The sequence below is a fragment of the Jeotgalicoccus sp. FSL K6-3177 genome (genome assembly GCF_038050175.1).
In the GTDB taxonomy this organism is placed as follows: domain Bacteria; phylum Bacillota; class Bacilli; order Staphylococcales; family Salinicoccaceae; genus Jeotgalicoccus; species Jeotgalicoccus nanhaiensis.
The window spans coordinates 546901-569914 of the sequence record NZ_JBBOSK010000001.1 but is presented as its reverse complement, the minus strand read 5'-3'; the positions used below and the strand labels follow the sequence as shown (position 1 = coordinate 569914).

Annotated in this window: 27 protein-coding genes; 9 read left to right on the top strand and 18 right to left on the bottom strand. The window is 36.6% G+C overall.

Going from position 1 to position 23014, the window contains the following annotated elements:
• Positions 1-307: 307 nt before the first annotated feature.
• The 5 genes from MHH58_RS02885 to MHH58_RS02865 all read right to left on the bottom strand — a co-directional run bounded on the left by MHH58_RS02885 (position 308) and on the right by MHH58_RS02865 (position 4498).
• On the bottom strand, positions 308-1558 hold the full coding sequence (locus MHH58_RS02885) for an amidohydrolase family protein (RefSeq protein ID WP_341344984.1): 1251 nt from the start codon (positions 1556-1558) through the stop codon (positions 308-310).
• A gap of 163 nt (positions 1559-1721) precedes the next feature.
• On the bottom strand, positions 1722-2555 hold the full coding sequence (locus tag MHH58_RS02880) for an alpha/beta fold hydrolase (RefSeq protein ID WP_341344983.1): 834 nt from the start codon (positions 2553-2555) through the stop codon (positions 1722-1724).
• A 235-nt stretch (positions 2556-2790) separates the two neighbouring features.
• Positions 2791-3249, bottom strand: a complete 459-nt coding sequence (locus MHH58_RS02875; RefSeq protein ID WP_341344982.1) for a GNAT family N-acetyltransferase — start codon at positions 3247-3249, stop codon at positions 2791-2793.
• Positions 3250-3251: 2 nt separating this feature from the next.
• The gene (locus tag MHH58_RS02870) at positions 3252-3929 is read right to left on the bottom strand and encodes a metallophosphoesterase family protein (protein ID WP_341344981.1); all 678 of its coding nucleotides are present in this window, start codon (positions 3927-3929) and stop codon (positions 3252-3254) included.
• 41 nt (positions 3930-3970) lie between these two features.
• Positions 3971-4498 carry a GrpB family protein gene (locus MHH58_RS02865; RefSeq protein ID WP_341344980.1) on the bottom strand — a complete coding sequence of 176 codons (528 nt, stop codon included), beginning with the start codon at positions 4496-4498 and terminating at the stop codon, positions 3971-3973.
• A 172-nt stretch (positions 4499-4670) separates the two neighbouring features.
• Between MHH58_RS02865 and MHH58_RS02860 the strand changes: the two genes are divergently transcribed.
• The 4 genes from MHH58_RS02860 (at position 4671) to MHH58_RS02845 (ending at position 7200) form a co-directional block, all read left to right on the top strand.
• Positions 4671-5285 (top strand): class I SAM-dependent methyltransferase, encoded by a 615-nt coding sequence (locus tag MHH58_RS02860; protein WP_341344979.1) that lies wholly within the window; start codon positions 4671-4673, stop codon positions 5283-5285.
• Between the two features lie 551 nt (positions 5286-5836).
• Positions 5837-6037 carry a hypothetical protein gene (locus MHH58_RS02855; protein WP_341344978.1) on the top strand — a complete coding sequence of 67 codons (201 nt, stop codon included), beginning with the start codon at positions 5837-5839 and terminating at the stop codon, positions 6035-6037.
• Positions 6038-6042: 5 nt separating this feature from the next.
• Positions 6043-6381 carry a hypothetical protein gene (locus MHH58_RS02850; protein WP_341344977.1) on the top strand — a complete coding sequence of 113 codons (339 nt, stop codon included), beginning with the start codon at positions 6043-6045 and terminating at the stop codon, positions 6379-6381.
• Positions 6382-6942: 561 nt separating this feature from the next.
• Positions 6943-7200 carry a hypothetical protein gene (locus MHH58_RS02845; RefSeq protein ID WP_341344976.1) on the top strand — a complete coding sequence of 86 codons (258 nt, stop codon included), beginning with the start codon at positions 6943-6945 and terminating at the stop codon, positions 7198-7200.
• A 65-nt stretch (positions 7201-7265) separates the two neighbouring features.
• Here the strand turns inward: MHH58_RS02845 and MHH58_RS02840 are convergent, their stop codons facing one another.
• Complete coding sequence (locus MHH58_RS02840; RefSeq protein ID WP_135096291.1) at positions 7266-7754, bottom strand: TspO/MBR family protein; 489 nt, start codon at positions 7752-7754, stop codon at positions 7266-7268.
• 257 nt (positions 7755-8011) lie between these two features.
• On the opposite strand from MHH58_RS02840, the gene MHH58_RS02835 reads away from it, so the two are divergent.
• Together MHH58_RS02835 and MHH58_RS02830 are read left to right on the top strand one after the other, a co-directional pair.
• On the top strand, positions 8012-8452 hold the full coding sequence (locus MHH58_RS02835; RefSeq protein WP_341344975.1) for a DUF6978 family protein: 441 nt from the start codon (positions 8012-8014) through the stop codon (positions 8450-8452).
• Positions 8453-8467: 15 nt separating this feature from the next.
• Positions 8468-9253: a DUF1828 domain-containing protein gene (locus tag MHH58_RS02830; protein ID WP_341344974.1), complete on the top strand. Its 786-nt coding sequence runs from the start codon at positions 8468-8470 to the stop codon at positions 9251-9253.
• Positions 9254-9337: 84 nt separating this feature from the next.
• Here the strand turns inward: MHH58_RS02830 and MHH58_RS02825 are convergent, their stop codons facing one another.
• The 6 genes from MHH58_RS02825 to MHH58_RS02800 all read right to left on the bottom strand — a co-directional run bounded on the left by MHH58_RS02825 (position 9338) and on the right by MHH58_RS02800 (position 14452).
• Positions 9338-9838 carry a GNAT family N-acetyltransferase gene (locus tag MHH58_RS02825; protein ID WP_115883748.1) on the bottom strand — a complete coding sequence of 167 codons (501 nt, stop codon included), beginning with the start codon at positions 9836-9838 and terminating at the stop codon, positions 9338-9340.
• A gap of 50 nt (positions 9839-9888) precedes the next feature.
• Positions 9889-11160 (bottom strand): M20/M25/M40 family metallo-hydrolase, encoded by a 1272-nt coding sequence (locus tag MHH58_RS02820; RefSeq protein ID WP_341344973.1) that lies wholly within the window; start codon positions 11158-11160, stop codon positions 9889-9891.
• 21 nt (positions 11161-11181) lie between these two features.
• Positions 11182-11451 carry a hypothetical protein gene (locus MHH58_RS02815; protein WP_341344972.1) on the bottom strand — a complete coding sequence of 90 codons (270 nt, stop codon included), beginning with the start codon at positions 11449-11451 and terminating at the stop codon, positions 11182-11184.
• Positions 11452-11484: 33 nt separating this feature from the next.
• A complete protein-coding gene (locus MHH58_RS02810; protein ID WP_341344971.1) occupies positions 11485-11613 on the bottom strand; it encodes a hypothetical protein in 129 nt (42 codons plus the stop codon).
• 338 nt (positions 11614-11951) lie between these two features.
• Entirely contained in the window at positions 11952-12596 is a 645-nt protein-coding gene (locus MHH58_RS02805; protein WP_341344970.1) for a DUF5710 domain-containing protein, read from the bottom strand.
• A 239-nt stretch (positions 12597-12835) separates the two neighbouring features.
• Positions 12836-14452 (bottom strand): gamma-glutamyltransferase family protein, encoded by a 1617-nt coding sequence (locus tag MHH58_RS02800; RefSeq protein ID WP_341344969.1) that lies wholly within the window; start codon positions 14450-14452, stop codon positions 12836-12838.
• A 122-nt stretch (positions 14453-14574) separates the two neighbouring features.
• Between MHH58_RS02800 and MHH58_RS02795 the strand changes: the two genes are divergently transcribed.
• Positions 14575-15153 carry a multicopper oxidase family protein gene (locus MHH58_RS02795; RefSeq protein ID WP_341344968.1) on the top strand — a complete coding sequence of 193 codons (579 nt, stop codon included), beginning with the start codon at positions 14575-14577 and terminating at the stop codon, positions 15151-15153.
• Positions 15154-15358: 205 nt separating this feature from the next.
• Positions 15359-15685, top strand: coding sequence for a four-helix bundle copper-binding protein (locus tag MHH58_RS02790; protein ID WP_020006663.1), 327 nt, complete (start codon positions 15359-15361; stop codon positions 15683-15685).
• Positions 15686-16047: 362 nt separating this feature from the next.
• Here the strand turns inward: MHH58_RS02790 and MHH58_RS12435 are convergent, their stop codons facing one another.
• The 4 genes from MHH58_RS12435 to MHH58_RS02770 form a co-directional block, all read right to left on the bottom strand.
• Positions 16048-16584, bottom strand: coding sequence for a YdhK family protein (locus MHH58_RS12435; protein ID WP_020006662.1), 537 nt, complete (start codon positions 16582-16584; stop codon positions 16048-16050).
• 516 nt (positions 16585-17100) lie between these two features.
• Positions 17101-18417, bottom strand: coding sequence for an APC family permease (locus MHH58_RS02780; protein WP_046791366.1), 1317 nt, complete (start codon positions 18415-18417; stop codon positions 17101-17103).
• Positions 18418-18558: 141 nt separating this feature from the next.
• Positions 18559-19230: a response regulator transcription factor gene (locus tag MHH58_RS02775; RefSeq protein WP_052256072.1), complete on the bottom strand. Its 672-nt coding sequence runs from the start codon at positions 19228-19230 to the stop codon at positions 18559-18561.
• Complete coding sequence (locus MHH58_RS02770; RefSeq protein WP_341344966.1) at positions 19223-20611, bottom strand: sensor histidine kinase; 1389 nt, start codon at positions 20609-20611, stop codon at positions 19223-19225. The genes MHH58_RS02775 and MHH58_RS02770 overlap by 8 nt, the downstream gene beginning before the upstream one ends.
• A 707-nt stretch (positions 20612-21318) precedes the next feature.
• Here MHH58_RS02770 and MHH58_RS02765 point away from each other — a divergent pair.
• Entirely contained in the window at positions 21319-21942 is a 624-nt protein-coding gene (locus tag MHH58_RS02765) for a YdhK family protein (RefSeq protein WP_341344965.1), read from the top strand.
• A gap of 179 nt (positions 21943-22121) precedes the next feature.
• On the opposite strand, the gene MHH58_RS02760 is transcribed toward MHH58_RS02765, so the two are convergent.
• Both MHH58_RS02760 and MHH58_RS02755 read right to left on the bottom strand, forming a co-directional pair.
• Positions 22122-22373, bottom strand: coding sequence for a copper ion binding protein (locus MHH58_RS02760; RefSeq protein WP_051239034.1), 252 nt, complete (start codon positions 22371-22373; stop codon positions 22122-22124).
• 139 nt (positions 22374-22512) lie between these two features.
• Positions 22513-22944 (bottom strand): CopY/TcrY family copper transport repressor, encoded by a 432-nt coding sequence (locus MHH58_RS02755; protein WP_166626279.1) that lies wholly within the window; start codon positions 22942-22944, stop codon positions 22513-22515.
• Positions 22945-23014 lie beyond the last annotated feature (70 nt).

Here is a 23014-nt window from a genome sequence, read left to right as displayed (position 1 = left end):
AATAACACTCCATTCTAAATATTATTTAGATACATACTAAAAATATACCTCTTTCCACGTCTTATAAACATAAGTCTATTATAGAATCAATCATCTTAGTATGAGAATACATACTCATGCTCTTCATAAGAATATCTTCATTTGTTTTAATAAGGACTATTTTATATAAAATTAAAGAGGATACTATTATAAAATGGAGCCTATAAATTAGACACTGATCAAAAAGACTTTATTTAATATGAGGCCAAACGAACTTACTTTAAGTTTCTAATCCCCATAATAATTCCCCCGGAATTTATATTAGCTTCTACAATATCTCATACTTTTTCTCAACTTCTTCAAACATCCTCATCATTTCTTCTGCTTCTATAATATGATTTGCAATTTCCGAGTGTTTAAAACTTTTTCCATATACGAAAACTGTGTTGATATCCAGTATATTTTCGAACTGTTCAATAGGATTTCCATTAAGAAGCAGATAACTGTCATCTTCTCCGGTAATTGCTTTCGCTTCTACTGTTGCTTTTTTCAGTATGTCAAAAGCATCTAAGTTAAAAGATTTAAATTCATTCAGTTCTTCTATCATGCTTAAGCCAGGATATACCCATGTGCCGGCAGGTGCATCAGTACCGATATATACTTCCCCGCCAATTTCTAAGTACTTTGCAGTAATAGCTTTAACTTGTTCATACTCCCACTTCTGCCTTCTTCTAAAATCGTCATTAAGCTGAGCATCAATCGCATTAAATTGATCATTTACAGTAAATACTTTGTCTTCATCCAGCAGTTTCATTTGTTTCGACTTTTCAAGCTCTGACGGATTAAAAGGCCGCCCTTCTGCCAGATGTCTGTACAGTGATAAAGTCGGTACAATTTTTACATCTTTTTCTTTTAAGTGAGTCAACACTGCTGTTAATCTCTGCTCATCCACTTCAATTTGGCTGATACGCTCAAATTCTTCCGTGGGAATTTGAGTATTATAACCAGGGTAAAGACTGTGAACAATACTCGATGCATGTTCAAGCCACTTTACTCCGTAAGCTGCGGCTTTCAGGGAATCAATAGATTTTGTATGTAGCAGGTCAGCAGCAACTTCCAAATTCAATTCACTGCTCTTTTTAACGATTGCCTCTAAAACATTTTCCTGAATATTACCGTATACTTTGATGAATTTAGCGCCTTGTTTATGCAGTTCTTCAACACCAGCTAGCGCGGTATCGATATTATTCGTAGAAATATTTCCATACGATGAAGGTCCCCATAACCCCGGTTCACCGTCTATAAAACGATAAGTCGCATATACTTTAGGAGATACACCATCAATCATATTGAGCAGTTCATAATTGCCGCCTGTGTTTCTCACTGTTGTAACCCCGCTGTATAAATAATGCTTTGCACTGGCCGGTGTAATATGCGTATGCATATCTGCCAGGCCCGGCATCAGAAATTTACCTCTGCCATTAATTTCAATCTTATCTTCTGAATGAATACTGATATCTTTCATTTCAATTATTTTGTCTTCAAGATTAATCCAATTTACATTTTTGATTTCTATCAAGCCGACTCACTCCCCTAAGTTTCGCTCAAGTTGCTTTAAACTATACCTATTCTATCAACTCCAGCCTGTTACCAAATAGGTCTGACGTGAAGAACCTATTAGCATTTTCCAACTCATTATCTTCAATCACATCTATCCCCTTTTTTGAAGCTGAGATTTTAAATTACGAAACTGTGCTTTCTAAAAACTTCTTAAATTTATCTTCCTCTTCAATATCCGGCATATGATTACTGTATTCAAAAGTTGCTAATGTTGCATTAGGCATTAAATCTGCTGCTTCTTTACTGAAAACATATGGACATTGTGCATCATGACGGCTGCAGTATATGTATGCACGCACGTCACTTTGTTTAAGTTCATTCCTGACATCATATTCTTTTAATTCTTCTGTAAAGTAGTCTATTTTAAACATTAACGTTCTGCCGCTGTTTTTTCTTTTCAGCATATCGTAATATGCATCTTTCCTGTAGAGTGACATCATTATCCATTCTTTAGCCAACTCATTTCTTTCTACACTTGTCGCTTCCGGCGAACGCATTTCTGTAAATATATCTTTCATACGCTGGTTATTCGGATTTTTTGTGCAGTATATACTATCTGGATGATTCATATATTCACCTGAAGCACATAAGCCGCCTGCTATTATTTTAGTTAATGACTTCGGATACATAAGAGCATATTTCAAAGCTAAAAACCCGCCGGTGGAATGACCAGCAAAGGCCCATTTCTCTATATCAAGCGCTTTTCTTACCGCTTCCAGATCATGAATCGCATCATCCATACTGTAGGTATAGTCTTCAGTTTGGTCATCAGATTGCCCCGCACCCCGCAAGTTAATCACATATACTTTATAATGCTCACTTAACTGCTGAGACATAATATCTCCGTTTGAATTATATTCGCTGTACAAATGAGTATATGCTAACGGCTCCCCTTGACCGTAAGTAAACACTTCGAAAATGCCTCTCGCTGATTCCACTAATTTAGTTTCAAACATAATCAATTTCCCCTTTTACAGTTGTAATAATAGTATGAGAATCAATAAAATGAGCTCTATTCCTATAAGCCCCTTAAGGAAGGAACTCGCAGGTGATCTTTTAACATTGTTATTGTGTGGATTGAATAATGACGAATTACCTACAAATAAAAGAACTATCGTGAAAAATATTATCGGTAATAAAATTTGTATATAATCTAAATCAATTGCTGTAAACAATATACCTCCTCCTCTTTTATTTGAAATTCTCTGTTAAATTAAACTTATAAATCAGTTCACCTTCGGGGTCATATTCACCTGTAAAGTTAAATCCCAGATTTTCATACAACTTACGAGCAACATCATTATTTTCAACGAAACTCAGATAAACTGTATTCACATTATATTTTTCTGTAATAATCTTGATTAACTCTTTCATAGCAAGCTTTCCGAAACCTTTCCCCTGATATTTCTCATCTATAATAATTCTGTCTATCCACGTATCAGAGTTTTTACCGAAAGCACCGTACATGGCAAAACCGACTATTTTATCATAATCATAAATGGCAACAGGACACCATTGTTTATAGATTGCCGCTTCTTCCAGACACTCATCCACCATTTCGATGAAAGACCTCTGATGCTCTTTTACACTGATTCTTCTCACTTCATTTATATTACTCGCATCTATTTCTTTAATTTGAATACAGGCCACAATTACACCTCTTTCGCCACAGAGTATGTTTTCTTACCGGGCAATTCCAGACAATTGAGCTGCCCACCATAGGTAGCTGCTCCATCAATACCGATAATATTATTTTCTCCAAAATAAATATCATGATTCTTTTCCTGCCGGATGACTGACGTTGGTGTATGACCAAAAATCACAGTCTTATCCCCTGAGTATTTTTCATAAAATAATTCTCTAATCCATACGAAAGTATGCGGATCAGTTTTCTGAACAGGTGTATCCGGCCTGACGCCCGCATGGACAAAAATATAATCCTTTGTTTCATAGTAATAATCCATCTCTCTTATAAGAGAGATATGTTTCTCAAATTCAGCTCCAGCTGACAGAGTTACACTCTCTATAGATGAATCATAACTTTGCAACGTGGCAAGCGCACCGTTCTTTTCCCAGCGTTCCAGGGCTTCAGGTACTCCGTCCATAGCATTCAGCATCATCTCGTCATGATTACCTCTCAAGACAATGGCACCATTTCTCTTTAATTCACTCACTCTATTTAATACCCCTTTAGAGTTTGGGCCTCTGTCAACGTAATCTCCTAAGAGGATTAACTGATCCTCGTCTTCATCGTAGTTCACCTTTTCCAGCAAACTGTCAAAAAGTTTTAACTCTCCATGAATATCACTAATAGCCAGTATTCTTTTCATGAGCAGTCCCCCAAATAAAATTTTCTATAATCCCGATGTATTTAAGTTCTTTTATCGATTATTTCTTTAACAAATGCTTCTTTATAATTTGTGTATTCCCTTATCCCCTCAGAGTTACTTCTTAGAAACGTCTCTTTAATATTTAAATACCGATGACGTGCATATTCATTATTATTTAAATAATCCCTGAAAAATATAAGATTCTTCCACAATGGCTTCTGATACTCAACCAGGTGGATATAGTGAGTTTTTACCTGATAGGAATCATCTTCAAATTTTGCGAAGACAATCTCTCCAGGCCGTTCTACTTTCAGTCTTAAAAATCCTGCTTTCCTAAAAGACTGCAGCAGCGGCTTATCAACTGCCTCCAGATTATCCACTCCAACCAGCAGATCGATAATCGGTTTGGCCTGCATATCTTTTATTGCCGTACTTCCAATATGTTCAATACGATTTTCTTCAAGTCCCGTGCTCTCCATCAAATCTTTTTTAACCCTTTCAAACTCCGACTTCCAATCGCTGTTGTAATCAACAATTCTTACTTCATTACGTCCCAGCCCTAACTTCATCAAATGCATTCCCTTCGATTAATTTTGATAAGTTTTCCACTCTCTTATTAACCAGTATATAAATCTAAGGGCATTCTTTATAGTCTTAAAATTCAAAAAATACTTTGCTATAATGGATGTAAGGAAAATCGGTGATACGTTTTAAACGTACTCGGGAAAAGGAGTAGATTTTTTGAGAAGCATTACAGAACTATTTGACGACTGGGCAGGGACTTATGATGAAGAAATTGATGACATCGGCGGTCCTTTAACCGGTTATCGCCACAGCATTAAAAAAGCATATAAGAATTACCCTGAAGCAGCTGAGAATGTTTTAGATATTGGCATCGGTACAGGAAATTTCATTGCTGAATATATTAAAGACGCCAAAAATGTTTACGGGGTTGATATCTCGCCGAAAATGCTTGAAGAGACTAAAAAGAAGTTTCCTTCAATCAAAGTGGAAACAGGAGATTTTAATAATATTCCACTTGAAAGTGATTATTTTGACTTAATCACATCGAGCTTCAGCTTCCATGAAGTGCCTTTATCGAAAAGAGAAGATGCTTTCAAAGAAGTCAGCAGATTATTAAAACAAGGCGGCACCTTGAATTTGTTAGATATTGGATTTAATAATAAAAGCGATATGGAGGAAGCGAAAGAAAAATACAGAGAAGAATGGGATGACTCAGAACAATACCCTTTCGAGTATGAACTCCGCCAGTACGCTGAAGATGCAGGATTAACAGTTGATAAAATAGATTATCCATCTGGATTGCATATCAACTTAATTGCTAGTAAGGGCTAGGGATTTGATGAACCTAAACAGATTGACACTGTTTAGGTTTTTGTCTTGATGGGAAGAATTATTGCGAAGCTGTTTTCTTTAAAAACTACAGTCGAATTTATAAATTTTTATTATTTTAAAAAGGAAGATTTTGAATATGAATATAGTTTTCAGATTCTTTTTAGTGGGATTAGCTGGTTTTATAAGTTCCATTATAGTAACTAATATCAATATCTTTAGCAGCTTTGAAAATTCAAATTTGTATGATGCTACCCTAGTAGGAATCTTAACGATGATATCTGCATACTTTATTCTCAAAGGTATGTATGATGAAAAATGATAATTATATAAAAAGTCCTCCAATCTTAAATAACAGGTTGGAGGATTCTTTATTCAAGGATGAGTTTGTAAACAATAATCATTGTTCTACTCCCCCACTAATACATTTTAAAATAAGAAAAATATTTAGTTGTATTAAGTATTACTGTTCAGTCTGTTGTGCTTTAGTATGATTAAGAAATATTAGTTGTGCTTTATTACCCCTTGGATCAATCATTTTTTTATGAGAGCAGATGATTACTATTAAACTAAAACTTTTAAGAATCCTACTTATACTCGGAATAATACTTGTAGTTTCTTTAAGTATTTTAAACCGTGGAGATATGGCTATTCTCTCTATTTTTTGGGTTTTCATTCTGATGAGTGTCGGTGTACTAATGGAAAAAGAGCGTAAGAAACAGCAAAAGTCTGATCTGGGAAGTAAAAGGGGATAATTAAGTTGATTAACAATGAATACGAAAAGTTACTAGCCGAAATAGAAAAATTAAAATTCCATAATACAAATTTGCTGACGCTCATTGGTACATTACATGATGAACAGATGCAGCAGCCTACTATTCATGAGACTATAGTAATGTTAGATTTGTCTAAAAACGACTTAAGAGAATTTACCGAGCTTGTTCAGAATTATAATGGCAATAATTATAAGCTGGAACAGGATGCTTTAAACATCAATCCAGTGTTCAGAAAAAATAACATCATATCTATTTTAAAAGCTTTTATAACCTCAGAAATGCTGGTTGATAAAAGTAAAGAAATACTTAAATCGTATAGTTAATTAGTAAGGAGTATTTTTCATGAGTTTCAGTAACATCTTCTTCAAAGTTTTATCATTTATAATCGGCTTGGTTGTTTTTGGATTTTACATTTATGTCATAAACCATTTTACAAATGGAGATGTACTTGAGTTTCCGTATCTTATACTGACAATTTATTTTTCTTTTTGCGTAATCCTGTTTCCTTTTATAGCACTCACGGAAAATAAAGTAATGGAGAAAATGAGGTATTTACCCAGCAAAACTATGTATATAGTAATGTTTGTGATTGCTCCGGTTATCTTTTTCAAAACTCGTAAAAATACGGATTCAACTGAATCTTAAAAAGATAAATATAAAAAGAAGTAAGATTGGTCACTATGTTGAATATGGAGAAAATAAGAAAGATATTGGCAGTTACATTTTTAGTGTGGCTTGTTGCAGCTGTTGTGATAGTAGTTTCATTTGATTTATATGATAGTCTATTTCCATTTATAATTTTCACTATAATGTTCCAATCTGGTATTATCGCACTATATATGAACGAAAAGTTTTTAAAATAAAACTCTAAAGGAGTTTTCAAAATGAAAAAATTACTGCTTTCTGTATCTGTTTTAAATCTAATCTATGTATTCATATCGATGGTTTCAGATGAGCTGAACAATATTTTTCTGGTTCCATTTGGATTTCCTTTATTAACCACTGCGGTTTTGTTTATTTTAAGTGTCGTTTCTTTCATATTTGATGAAAATGGTACAGATAGAAGAACATTAAGTATCCTAAGTACAATTATTAACTTACTCCCGATATTATTTGTTGCTTCAATGTTTATATTTTTATAAAAACAAATAAGAAGTACGGACACCAGATTGATACTGGTGACCGTACCTTTTTTATAATTCTGTTATTAAATATCCTCTGCGTACTCTTCTTTATCGTGATTCAATGCAACAAATCCTGCATTAAGGTAAGTTGCATAGGCTGTCCAAACTACATACGGTACCAATAACAAGCCTGCGAATTTATTCGTCTTGTAAAACGCAACAGTTGTCAGTAAGACACTCGCAAATAAGGCATAGCTTTCAATTAATGCTGTTCCTCTCAATTTAAATCGGAAGTACAGGATGCTCCATAAGTAATTCAGACCGAGCTGCGAGTTATACAAATAAGCATTTTTAGAAGAGTCTTTTCGTGATGACTTAGTGATCGTACGGGCAATTCCCATCGTTGTATAAAGAATTGGCCATACAATACCAAATGCTTCTTTCGGCGGTGAAAACGCAGGCTGTTTAAAGTCCTGATAATCCTTTTTTGCATTTTTTGTCGACAACAAACCTACAATACTGCCGCCTATAACCGGTAAAGCAATATCAGTAATACGTTCCAGCTTGTTCATTAAAAATCCTCCTTTAACCATTAGTCATATATACCCTTAATTAGAAATATGACACGGTTAAGAAATTTTCTTAGAGGAAAAAATTTGAGCAAAATAAATTTGTATAATCTAGCCCACATTACCGTCATTTATAAATTAAATAACATTCTGAAACATTTAACAGGATTAAAGATGCTTGCACATGGAAGTAATGAGATAATAAAGTCAGATGAAAAATAATTACCAGTCTTTAAAATTATTGAACGAGGAGGATTTAAGTGGAGATTCGTGATTTAACTAATCAGCAGGTCGATATAATTATCGAAGAACTTAAAAATATGCTGTCTCACTTTGATATAAACACGTTGAATACCCCGTTCGGGAAAATAAAGTCGAGAAATATGCTTGTAAGTGATATAAACAATATTAACTTTAAACTCAGCATACATCGTGGAAACAGAGAGCCTGAACGTTTTTCCTTAGATTTGAGATTTAACGATACTCATGATTGTTTAGTACGTTTAGACGTTAAGGGAGGTGCGCATACAAACCCAGATGGTACTGTAGCACCTAATAGTCATTTACATATATATAATAATATTTATAATCCAAAAGACAGCTTTGCACATCCAATAGATTTAAAATACTTTCCTAATATTAGTAATCTTTATTATGCCGCTGATTCTTTTTTAGATTATACTAATGTAAAGCGCATCTAAAGAGGAGGGATTTTGATGTTATCAGCTAAGGAATTGAAAAGTGAATATATTAATTGGTACAAACAACATCTCAAATTTGAATCTTTAAACGATAATTTAATTAGAATCGACAGTCCATTTAAAGACAATACACTAGGGGATATCGTTTTATACGCCGAAAAAAATCCAAATGATTCCAACATCACTTTGACAGACGACGGATATACTATGTACCACTTAGAACTTGCCGGAGTAGACATTAAACGGTCCAAAAAGAGACAGTTCATTTTTAAGAAGAATTTAGAATCTTATGGTGTGAATTTCAACGAAAAAACTGAAGAGTTATATATCAAATCTCCAGTTGAAAAATTCAGCGAAAGTAAACATAGATTGTTACAGTGTTTATTATTTGTCAACGATATGTATATTTTATCTAAATCAAACGTAAAAAATATATTTACTGAAGATGTCAGTGAAATATTTGATGAACATGGCATCATTTACACTCAGGATATAATAATAAATGGTCATTCGGGAATGAGTCATAAATTTGAATTTTTAGTACCGGGTAAAAAGAACTCAAAAGAAAAATTTGTGAAAACTGTCTCTACTCCTAATAATCCTTTAAATGCAAAAGCATTTGTTACTGATGTGAACCAGGCAAAAGCAGTAAAAAGAGAGAAACCGAATGAATTCTTCATTATTTTAGATGACAGAAAAAAAACTGTTAATACGGAAGTAAATAATTTATTGGTTGAATCAGATATAATACCGATCAACTTCACAGAACTACCGCAAAAAATCGAACTAATAAAAAATTGACCACCCGTATGAGTACACGTACGACAGGTGGTCAATTTTTTTATATTATTGAATAATGCTTCAAGTTATTTAAATCAAATATTACTACTTAGTATTTCGTCCTAACACTAATAACATTCTAACTGTTTTAAGAATATGACCGTCAAAATCATCATCGTATTCCTTAACTGCTTTAAATCCTTTTGCTTCATAGAATGTTTTTCCAATTCTGTTCTCTTTTTCAACATCAAGGTGAATTTCTTTGACATTATCTAGCTTTTCAATGCCTGCGTTTAACAGAGCAGATCCAATCCCCTCTCCCTGATATTCAGGATACAGATATATCGCACTCAACTCTACCTGTCCCTGTTCATTAACTTGTGTAAAGTTAGCAAATCCTGTAATCGTGTTATCCGCTTCAGCTACCAGTATTAATGAATGCTTCAAACGTCTTTCCATCATCTCATCACTGTATGCACCATTTAAAAAATTCTCCTGTATCTCAACCGGAATAATTCCTTCATAAGTCGCATTCCAGCTTATCTTCGCAACATCCTGCACTTGTTTTATATCTTCTTTTAACATTTCACGTATTTTGTAATTCATGACTAGAACCCCTTTTCATTCCTTCTGCTCCAAAAAAAGATATGCACATTTTATTTTGACAAATAATCAAATGCCGATAAAGTGTGGATTTTTGCTAAATCTATTAATTCTTCTACTTCAATATACTCATCAGGTCCTCCAAGGTTATATGCGTTCAGACCGCAGTTAACAGCAGGAACATCTTTAGAAATCCTGTAATGTCTCGCATCTGAAGCACCAACGCGTACTGTATTCACAGGTTCCTCACCGGTTATATACTTAACATTCTCAGCAGTATAAGCAAATATCTCATGGTTAATATCTGACCAGTTAGGTTCGTACTGTCGGAAAATATGATAAGACAGTCCTTCTATAGAATCCACTATCTCTTTAATTTTTCGATTTACTTCTTCGACTTCTACTCCAACCGGAAGTCTAATATCACCTTGTGCAGAGGCTTTTTCGGGTATCAAATTTGGAGATACACCGCCTTCGATTAAACCGAAGTTTACTGTAACTTGCTGTAAGACCTCAGTTTCCCCTTCTCCGGAATATCTCTCAGATTCTTCACTTGATGCTTCTATAGCATTTGTGGCTTCCTCTGGAGCATGCGCTTTTAATGATTTCAGTTCTTTGTTTAACCGATCAATGCCTTCTACTAATCGATCAATTGCATTTTCTCCTTTATGAACATGAGCACCATGAGAGGCTTTTCCAGTTGCCTCAAGTTCAATCCACATCAAACCTTTCTCTCCAAAGCGTAAAACTTTCGCAGTACCTACATCTCCGCTGATCATAGCATCTCCTGCAGCATGCGGAACGGTGTCTAAGAGATATTTTGTCCCTTTAACACCCATGGTTTCTTCATCACCGGCCAGTGTAAGTACAAGTTCTCCAGACCAGCTGTCCCTCATTTCACCCATTATCATAAAAGTGAGAAGGTAGCTGGCAATCCCGCCTTTCATGTCGGAGACACCTCTCCCATAAATACGTCCGTTTTTCTCATGTCCTGAAAATGGACTCTCTGTCCAAAGCGATTCATCTCCCACAGGATATGTATCGATATGTCCGTTAAAAATCAGACGTTTTCCAGGAGAATTCCCCTTAACTCTGGCAACGAGATTAGTAATCGGCTCTTCCATTGTGTGAAATGAAACCTCAACGTCATCGATTTTCTCAAGAAATCCTGCAATCTCCGCAGCTATTTCACGTGTATCTGATTTCGGAGATTCACTTGGAATCTGTACCAGACGCGAACATAAATCTACTAACAAATTTTTATTTTTACTTACTTTCTCGATTAAGTTCTGCTTGATATCTTTATTTATAATATTATTCGACATGATAAATGCCTCGTTTCTATTTTATATCGTTTTGTCTAAGTCAGTCGATTTATTACCCGATATATATATTGAGCCAACCGGCGGAATAACCATTAGAATCAATAAAGATAAAGCCGGCGCCAATCCAAGAAAAGCCGAGCCAATCGTCAATATAATGACCGGTACCAGTATTAATATAAGAGCCAGCATTGCATATACACTGCGTTTGTTTTTAAAACTATATGCAAATAAAATAATTCCGCCAACTACAAGCAGCAGATATAAAACGTTAATGAAAATCAGAAGTATCATCCTTTTATTTGTTGTGATTATATTTTAATTTTATTAATTAAACACATTTATTATGTCCCTCGTGATTACAAATACCAGCGAACCGACTCCGCCTAAAACAAACGACAACAGCGTCAGTTTTAAGAATGACATAGATTTAAATTTGCCCTCTATTTGGTTCATTATATTTTCCTTCATCAAATTCACCTGTATCTTTTTAAAATTAATTAATTGTTTTTAATCGAACATAATCGTCTATATACATATATAAAGCCTACTATACTGAGGTGTTAATATCCGTACAAAAAGTTTTAGTCCAAAAACGATTGGTAGAATTGCTTTCTTTATTTATCTGATTATTTTATTAGCCATGTTTGAAAGTGCTGATATTTCAATATTACTCACCTTAATTATGTCTTTCATCTTTGCGCTCTTTTTATCATGGATTCATTTTATAATAATTTCCGAACCGAAGAGTTATGACAAAGATGAATGAAGTTTTTAAGTCAATGGACATGTTATCATTCTATGCTGATTCCACTCTCTATTATATTATTTTCATCGAATATTTTGACCGGCGGCGCTACTATATGATCTCCCGCTTCATAAATCAAAGGTATATCGTTTACTAATTTGAATTTTATATACGAGATTGGATTCTCTTCAAGCATTGTTGTTTCAATTCCTGTAAATGAATCTACTTCATCATAGACAAAATGATTTCCTTGCAGCGTATTACAATGAGTACATATATTTGAAAAATATGATTTTTTAATTGTTCTCGAAAATCTTATTTCACATTTAGTACTTTCACTTAAGTATTTTCTAACTTCCTCCGTAACATCATTACTACTTATAGGTATAATTACTGTATCAAAACCAGTATATTCCTCAATATCATCGGTTTCCCCTGTAATATCAATAATGTCTTTGCTTCTTACAGCAAAACCGTACACTGGAGTTTCATTCTTACATTTCCAGCATTCTCTATCCATAACTGCTATATAAACGTTATTCGTCGCTACCAACTCGCCTTCAATCCACTTAGAAAAACGATAATAATATTTTTTATTCGTTGCATACCATTTTTTCTTTTCAGGGTCCCATCGAGCATACTTGCTCTTCGCTTCATCTTTCTCTAAAAAAGGTACATTTAGGTATAACATCTTTTAACTACGCCTCCAATTTATCAATTTGTTTCTACCGTCTTTTTGTTTCTCTTTCTATTTCTGTCGTTCATCGTCCCCACTATATATTCATATACTATTGTTCCTAATATCATTCACAGGTATTGCCTGGTATTTATATATTTTCATAGTACATAACGTTAAAATCCCAATAGCTAATAACATAAACAATATATTCAACGGCCAGTAATATTTCATATTCATGAGCTTTTTTTCCCTTAGTACGCCGCTATATGTCCATCTGCTCTATTTTCCGTGCCGCCGTACAATATGCCTGTTTCCGGATCTCTCCAGATAATCTGCCCTCTGCCAAATGAGCCCGAGTCCAGTTTCATTTCTATATTATGTCCTCGTTTAACCAGGTCTTCTGCGATTTGATGCGGGAAGTTCTTTTCCACCCATACTGTCTTATCTTTGGTCCACTGCCAACGCGGTGCATCCAGTGCTGTCTGTGGGTTATGGTTAAAGTCAATTGTATTCATCGCCACCTGCACATGTCCCTGGGGCTGCATGAATCCGCCCATGACGCCGAACGGTCCAAGGGCGTCTTTTCCTTTAGTAATAAAACCCGGGATAATCGTATGATACGAACGTTTATCAGGTCCCAATGCATTAGGTGATTCCGGATCCAGATTAAAATCGCAGCCTCTGTTCTGCAGTCCGATTCCGGTACCAGGTACAACGAGTCCTGAACCGAATCCCATATAGTTGCTTTGTATAAACGACACCATATTCCCCTCTTCATCTGCCGTAGACAAATATACCGTGCCGCTCGCTTTCGGTTCACCCGCTTCAGGCTGTCCTGCTTGATCGGTGATTAATTTCAGACGCTCTTTAGCATACGCTTCATCCAGCATATCTTCAGCTGTAACATCTTTCATATACGCCTGATCGGCAATGTATTTCTCCCCGTCTGCGAATGCCAGCTTCATGGCTTCAATCTGCTTATGATATGTATCTGCCGATTCCTTATCTTCAATATCCATATGTTTCAATATATTTAAGGCTGATAAAGCGATAATCCCCTGCGTGTTCGGCGGGATTTCCCAGACATCATATCCCCTGTAATTAACTGATATTGGATCCACCCATTCAGGTTTGTATGCTGCTAAATCTTCTTTTGTTATGTAACCATCATACGCTCTAGAAAATTCATCGATTTTCCGGGCAATATTTCCGGTATAAAAAGACCCGCATTCAGTTTCAGCAAGTTCTCTTAATGTATCCACCATGTCCTGTGACTTCCAGATTTCACCGACTCTTGGTGCCCGGCCGTTTGGTGTGAATGTTTCAAACCAGTGGTCGAATTCTTTACCTTCAAAAGCTTCTTTAAATCTCACAGCCGCTCTCTCCCAGAACTTCGCTAAGACCGGTGAAATCGGATAACCCTCTTCTGCATACTGAATCGCCGGCTGCATTAAATCTTTAAAAGGCAGTTTGCCGAAACGTCTGGAAAGCTCCGTCCATGCACCAGGCTGGCCAGGCACAGTAACAGGCGTGAAGCCGTATTTTGGAATCTCATTGTAGCCAGCAGCGCGGACTTTATCGATTGAAATGGACTCGGGTGATTTTCCGCTGCCATTCAAACCGTAGAGCGTATCCTTCACCCAGACGAGCGCAAAAGCATCGCCGCCGATACCGTTAGTCGTCGGTTCAACGACCGTGAGTGCTGCAGCAGTCGCAATCGCAGCATCGATGGCATTGCCGCCGTTCTGCATAATCGTAAGCCCGGCCTGAGCAGCTAAAGGCTGCGACGTGGCAACCATCCCCTTTTTAGCAACGACAGGATTGCGCTGTGAATGATAAGGATTGTAGAGCGTGTCGAAATTTTTCATTAAAATATCCCCTTTGTTTGTAGTGAACCCAAAAAGTTCAACTTTTTGGGTTCACTACAAATACAGGGGATTCTTTTGTACAAGTCGCAACGGACGGCGGGTTTTTAAATGAACCGGTCTCAATGGAAGAAATCACACTCACGCCTTCAGAGCGGGCCGAAATAATCATTGATTTTTCTAAAGTCGATGGTAATGAAAATATAGCGTTAATGAATGAAGATGGTGCCACGCTCTTACCTTTTGAAATCACAGATCAAACAGGTAAGAACATGGATATACCTGATGAAATGAATGACTTTTCAGTTACGGAAGAAGAAAAGAACCTGCCAGTGACAAAAGAAATTGAACTTTTCGGCATGATGGATCAGGTAACGATAAACGGAAAAAAATTTGATCCTGAAAGAATTGATTTTACGCAGGAACAAGGTGTTACAGAAGTATGGGAAATCTATAATAAACCTGACATGATGGGCGGCATGATTCATCCGTTCCACATCCATGGTGCTCAGTTTAAGATCCTTTCCAGGAATGGAGAAGCACCACCTGAGAACGAAAGAGGCTGGAAAGATAGTTTTTCCGTTGCCCCGGATGAGACTGTAAAAATTGCCATTCAGTTTAAAAATAAAGGCATATATATGTTCCACTGTCACATACTTGAACATGAGGACAATGGGATGATGGGACAGGTTAAAGTAGAGTAAGCTCCAAAGCTTCAATCTAATAACAAAAAAGGAACTATTTCTTGATTTTTTCTAGACGAATTACAATATTGAGTAAGTTGGAGAAGGACAATCATCATTAAAATTATGTGCAGTTTCTATGGAGTTTTACCATATCGGTTTATATGCGAAATGGATGGGAATTCAATTAATGTAAGTGCATTCAATTCTATAGGAGGGATTTATAATGGCTCATGAACAACATCAACAACTGATTCAGACGTTACATGAATGTATGGAAGCCTGTAACCACTGTTACGATGCCTGTCTGAGGGAAGAAGACGTAAAAATGATGGCGGAGTGTATCCGATTGGATCGTGAATGTGCAGATATCTGTGCATTTTTAGAACAGGCTCTGACAAGAAATTCACCATTTTCTTCTGATCTGGCGGCAGTATGTGCCAAGGTCTGCGAAGCATGCGGCAACGAGTGTCAAAAACATGACCACGATCACTGCCAGAAATGTGCAGATGCGTGCTTCAAATGTGCAGAGGCTTGTAAAGAAATCGCCTAAGCACAACACTTAGAAAGAAGTGGTATGTCGGAACTTATTCTGGACATACCACTTCTTTTATTTCCGGTTAAGATTGTACCCAGCATTTTAACGAAAATATACATTAAGGTGTATTTGCATTATTAATTAAGAGCGCCCTTGATTTTGACAATACTTATAAGAGACGCCTTAGTTTAGACAAGGTTATAAAAAACAGTTGAGTTCGCTTAGAACCATCGTTGCAAGGAGGAGTAAACCGAATTCCCTTCAAAACAGTCATTAATGTATCTGTTAATTCATATAATAAAAAGAGCTTATCCATGCAGATTATCCATTTGAGATAGATAATCCAGTAAAGATAAGCTCTTTAATATCATCTGTTTTTATTCAACAGGTGACAATTCACTTTCTGTCACCCATTTATGATTTTCTACTTTTTCTCCAGTTGTTGTTGTGAAGTCAAGCATATATACAGTAGTGTCTTCAGCAGATTCTATCACAGCGGTTGCACCATCCATGCCTTTCATGTGATCCGCATCCAAGGTCACTTCAGTGCCGGGCTCCAGTGGTGCTTCTCCTGGACCTTCCAATTCTTCATGGATGACCCATTTATGATTCTCCACTGGGTCTCCACCAGTTGTAGGGTAATAAGTGACACTATAAGCAACAGTATCAAATGCGCCTGCAATTGTTGCTTCAGCGCCATACATACCTGGCATATGATCGGCTTTGATAATGGCTTGGCTACCCACTTCATAAGTTGGATCTTCTGCTTCCTCCAGACCGTCAGGGACTACACCAGTGCTGGACATCTGTTCAGCAAAAATGGATTGAATCGTTTCTTTCACTTCTAAAATACTGGTGCGTATATCATTAATTTCTGCTTCAGTCTCTTCAATGGATGCATCCTGGTTTTCCATTTTTTTGGTCACAGCATCCAAATGGTTGTCAGCGGCGTTTAAGCGATTCAGCAGAGATTCCAGCTTGTCCAGATACTCTTTATAGAGCTGTACTTCATCAACTGTTATAGGAGGGCCTTCGATAGATCCTTCGATTGCCTCCAGCTCAGATTGGATAGAGTCCGTTTTCTTCTCAACCTTATCCAGTCTCTTTTCAACCTTTGCTTCCCCCTGTGCTTGTCCATTGGCTTGGGGAGCTGCGTTGATGGAATCTGCCGAAACTTGTCCTGCTGAGAAACTGATTCCAGTAACGGTTGCGAGTGTGACGACTATTTTTGTAAATCTGTTATTCATTTTACATTCCTCCCTGGTATTTTTTCTAAGAGATATTTACCTTAAATGATACAAGCAATCCAATGCCTTCTAATCATTTTAAATTTCTATTGATTCACCTTCCTGAAAAAGCATCACCCCCTTTTGTAACTGTGATACTCTTCCCTTTTAGAAGAACACGCATGGCTCGAGATTAAAAATGCTTTAATGCGCATGCCCTTCTTCCCCATCATTACGGTGTTTAAGAAATACATACTCCCCTATGAAGATGATGATAATGAAAATGATGGAGACGACAACAATCAGCCAGTCATTCATCAGTTTGACCCACATAAAAGCTGCCAGTACAATTCCATCAAGTATGAATGCGGTCATGACAATGACTGGATTTGCATCCACCTTATCCCTCAGATGTTTAAATACACCCCAATGCACAATCATATCCATCACAAGATACAATATGGCCCCGACTGAGGCGATACGACTGAGGTCGAAAATGACGGCCAGTACCATCGCAAGTACAATTGTGTATACCAGCGTATGCTTTTGAATCCGTCCTGGCATGCCAAAGTGCTTATGTGGAATCAGCTTCATATCTGTCAGCATGGCAAGCATGCGTGACACCGCAAAGACACTGGCAATAATACCGGATACTGTTGCGATGATCGCAATGCCGACGGTAAACCATACAGCGTAGTTTCCAAATGCTGGCCTTGCGGCTTCTGCAAGCGAGTAGTCTCTGGCTGCAATGATTTCGTTTAACGGCAGATTGCTGGATACCGCCCATGCAACCAACAGATACACAAAAAGACTGATGGAAATGGATGCGACAATCGCCCGGCCGATATTCTTATGGGGTTTAACGATTTCAGAGCCACTGTTAGTGATCGTCGTAAACCCTTTGAACGATAGGATGGTGAGTGCCACAGCTGCAATCATGCTGGTAATAGTTGCGTCTTCCGTACTTCCACTGCCCTCTGCGGGTGTAATGGAAAAACCGGCGACCCATAACCCGCCCATCGCAAAGACGACAAGTCCAATTATTTTAAGCAGGGACACAATCGAAGTAAACGTCTGAATGAAACTGTTGCCAGAAATATTAACCAGGAATGCAAAGAGCAAAAGACCAACAGCGAGCACAGGCACCAAGTAGCTGGTTGCATCCATATTGAAAATCTGCAACGTATAGGTACCGAAAGTACGGGCCACGAGACTCTGGTTGATGACCATGGATACGGCCATCAGCATCGCTGCAGAAGCAGTGACGGTACCCTGACCATACGCTTTTGCCAAAAACATGCCGATACCCCCTGCTGAAGGATATTCATTGCTCATCTTGACATAGGAATACGCACTGAATCCAGTTACAATCCCTCCGACGACAAACATGATCGGGAACCACATGCCGGCAAGTGCGGCAACCTGACCCAGCAATGCAAATATTCCGGCACTGATCATAACCCCTGTCCCAAGACCGATCGCACCAGTCAGAGATAAGCTGTCTTTTTTATATTCGCTCATTAGAATCACCTCAGAAATAATAGTCTCTAAAACATATGCCTATGGTTTGTGCAGTTAGTGTGCAGTTTTTAAAATATTTCAAATTAATTTTAGCAATGTGCTCAAAATCTACATTTTTAAGCAATCGATAATATGAGAAAGCTACTTTCTAATCCACTTGTAGCCCACGCCCCACACCGTGTGAAAGTAATCATCGATAGGAAAGCCGACTTCCCGAATTTTTTCCCGCATATTTCTAACATGGGAATCCACAGTACGTCCTTCCGTTTCAGAATGCATGCCCCACACTAAATCAATCAATTGATTTCTAGAAAATACCCTTCCTGGATTTTTCATGAGTAATCCAATGATTGCAAATTCTTTTGGTGTTAATTTTACAAGCTGTTTTTTATAGGATAGTTCAAATTGATCTTCGTCCCATAACAGTCTTTCGACTTCAATCCGGTTGACAGGTCTTGTTCTTCTTAGTAATGCATCCATTCTTGCAACCAATTCTTCTTCATTAAAAGGTTTTGTTATATAGTCATCTGCACCCAGCTTGAGTCCTTTTACAATATCTTCTTTCTGCTCACGTGCAGTCACCATGATAATAGGTACATCTGAGTATTGCCGTATTTCTCTGCATACTTCCCATCCATTCATTTCAGGCATCATGATATCCAGTAGAATAAGATCAAACTTCTCTTCTTTAACAAACTTAAGCCCTGCTTTTGCACCTACTGCTTTTCGACAAAAATAAGGGTAAGGTTTCAAGTATAATGTCAACAGTTCGAGCATTCTCTCTTCATCATCGATTAACAGCACTTTATTCATTTACATTCTCCTTCTTTAAAGATATGACGAAAACAGTCCCCTTGCCGAGTGTACTTTCTACTCCAATCTCGCCACCATGCAACTCCACAATTTCTTTAGCGATTGTCAGCCCGAGACCAGACCCTCCGCTTACCCGGGATCTAGACTTTTCAGAACGATACAGTCGATCGAATATAAAGGGTATATCTTCTTCTGGGATTCCTTCTCCTGTATCTGAAATAGTTGTTAAAATTTCATTTTTATTTTGAATAACTTCCATTGTGATATGACCTTTCTCGGGAGTATACTTTATTGCATTATCTAATATATTCAATATAACTTGTTGAATTCTTTCGGGATCTGCCATAACAACCAAGTTGTCCGGACAATGAAAGAAAAGCTCTATCTTTTTTTCATTGAGCGCTGGACGGATTCGTGCTAAAACCGTCTCAATCAAAGCGCTAAATACTACCCTCTCTTTTGTGATGGCAAATTCATTATGATCGATTTTAGCTAATTCAAACAGATTTTTTATCAGGTCTGCTAAATGCTCTGTTTCTTCCTGAATGATTTTAATGTATCTATTCCTGTCCGTCGTGGATATTTCTTTTCTGCTAATAATATCCGTATACCCTTTCATATAGGTTAAAGGTGTTCGTAGCTCATGCGATATACTCCCTAAAAATTCATTTCTCTCGTTTTTTAAACGTTCCAGATCTTGCGACAGCAAAGTAATCGAAGTCGCCAAATCTCCAAGCTCATCTTTTCGATGTGTATACAATTCCACGTTATGATTGCCTCTACCTAATTGTTCTGTCGCTTTTTTCATCCTCAATACCGGTTGGGTAATAACTCTGGAAAGAATAAACACCGTTATAACAGTCAGAAGTAAAGTCAATAGACCCACAAGCCAAAACTTATGGCTGAGATGATCAATAATCCGTTCGATGCTATCACTTTCAGCAAACATAAAAACATGCCCGCTATGAGTTTCGTTAAAAGTTAGGGGGCTGTCTGTAGAGACATATTTTTCTTCTGACCAATTTGATTTCAGGATAACTCCTTCTTGTGGTATTTCACCATAATCAGTATGTTCAATAACAGTTATCATTTCTGGTTCAACCGGATCAGAATTGGTGATTATCTCTCCATTCTCATCTGTTATCACCACAATAAAATCTGATTCTGACTCCATAATCGCAACATGTTCCAATGTCGTGGTTGTATAGTTTTCTTCCAATACGTCTCTGTGTGTATTCCCCCGGGCCAATAAATCCCCCATCACTTCCTCCACACGATCAGCGACCAGATTTGTATATAGGATATAGAATAATATGATTTCAATAATAAGAATCACCAGAAAAAACAAAAGTCCGATTTTTAAAGCTAATTTATTGAACATAAAAGCCTCCTCAGTTTTCTGCAACAGCATAAATCGTAATAGATCATCTTATCATTTTGTTCATTAGTCATATTATATAGAAAAGTAGTATTTTTATTATGAATAATTCAGCTTATTTTACTTTGCCCACAACTAAAATTTTCTTCCACTGTTCTTATGAGCCGTCATTAGACACATAACTATTTCTGCTTATAGTCTAGATTGCTAACTCATCTTCGTTCTGTGGATTGATTGCAACATACAAAATACCATCATCTTTCATCTCCACTATCTTTCGATAAAAATAATCTAGCAGAGGTAGCAGCTGCAACGAAGTTTTAGTCTGAAAAATGTATGACTAAGTATAACACCTGACCGTCAAAACTTTTTAAATTTAAAGGGTAACTCGAAGTTACATGAGTGATTTTACCGCATCCCGCTAAAAATATAGATGATAATATTATAGTATTAATTATTAATTTTCTTGGTATCATGATTCGCTACTCTCTTTATACATTTTATTATTTAAATATCGATTTTTCGTGCAGATTTGAAGGAAGCGCTGAGATATCATCCACGGTTAATAAACCTTTAAATTGAAATCCAATATGTCGAGTCGGTAATATTATTCTTGATTAAATACATTTATTTTTCATTGAATCTGCACGTAAACTGCAAATATTATGGGTAGAGTTTTCAGTAGAACTAATAAAATGGAGGGCATATACATGGTAAAAAATAAAATATTATTAGGGTTTCTTTCGATATTCACTGTATCTTTACTGGCTGCGTGTGGTAACGGGGAGACTCAGCCTAATGAAAATGAAGAAAGTCAAAGCACTGAAACAGAGTCTAGCTCCGAAGAAGAGATGGACATGGAATCAGATTCCGGCGGTCATATGGAACATTCAGCCGATGAGATGTCCAGTTCGGGTGAAGTGCCTGAAGATTTGAAAGAAGCAGAAAATCCAACTTATGAAGTCGGAAGTCGGACAATTATTGAAGCAGAGCACATGCAAGGTATGGATGGTGCTGAAGCAACAATTTCCGGTGCTTTTGACACGACTGTCTATACTGTCTCATACACACCTACGAATGGTGGAGATCCTGTCGAAGATCATAAATGGGTCATCCATGAAGAATTGGAAGAGCCTGGAGAGGCACCCCTTGAACCAGGTGATGAAACTGTAATGAACGCCTCACACATGGAGGGCATGGAAGGTGCAACAGCCACGATTGACTCAGCTGAAGAAACGACTGTCTATATGGTAGATTTTGTTACAACAGATACTGAAGAAGAAGTGCAGAATCATAAGTGGGTTACAGAAAGTGAACTGGCACCTGTGGAATAAATTAGTGAATAGTAATATAGGATAAAAGCATGGATTCCTGATTACAAAGAAAAAATCCGGCAAATCTTGAATTAAGATTTGCCGGATTTTTTATCTTGGTCTCTTTCTACAATTATTATATAGAATCAATATGACATAAAAAGATGATACTCTAAATTCTTAAAATCTTTTGTCATTAACTAGCTGCAGCATGAACACGCAGAACCATCTTCTTTATCAATATCCTCTTTAATCTCGTAGCCGGTATTTTGAATAGCACCTTTGATGTCTGCCAAATTAATTGTACTGTCATTAAATGTTACATCTACTTTACCTTCAGGAATTTGAGCTTTGACTGATTCAACGCCATTTAATTGACTGACACTTCCCTCAACTTTATTAACGCAAGCCCCACATGACATTCCTTCTACATTAAGTGTTACTTTTGACATATAAATTTCTCCTTAAAATTTTATTATATTATTTTATACGAAAGTTTTAATATACCCATGGTAGGTATTTTACCCTTTTTCATTTTTTATTTAACAAATCAATTATCTGTCTTAATTTATTAATTTTGTCTACTGCTGATTAACAGTTACATTGACCTGGAACACAATTACATGGCACTACGTCAACTGCATCCTCTTTTTTCATCTCTAACACTTTTTCCAACTCTTCTATATCTATATAGCTTAATGTTGATTTTGAAATTAAATCTGCAATAATTTTTCCAATGTCTTTATTACATATATTATCGAAAGTTTGTTCAAGTGTACTTTTGAGAAAGTCACTTTCTTTTAAATTAGTTGAATAAATGTATTTGTTGCCGTCCTTTTCTGTGTTTAATACGCCTTTATCAACAAGTCTCCCAATAAGTGTTTTGGTCGTGGCCGGTTTCCAATTCTTTTTATTTTCTATAATATCTCTAATATCTTTACTCGTAGTTTTGTTTTGTGCCCAAACGACCCGCATCACTTCCCATTCGGAATCTGTGATATTTGAATCAATTGCTTTGGTCATATTTTCACCTCTAATTTTTTCAAGTATTTTTAAGATGTCTTTCATATTTCATACAGTAAAGAATTAAAAT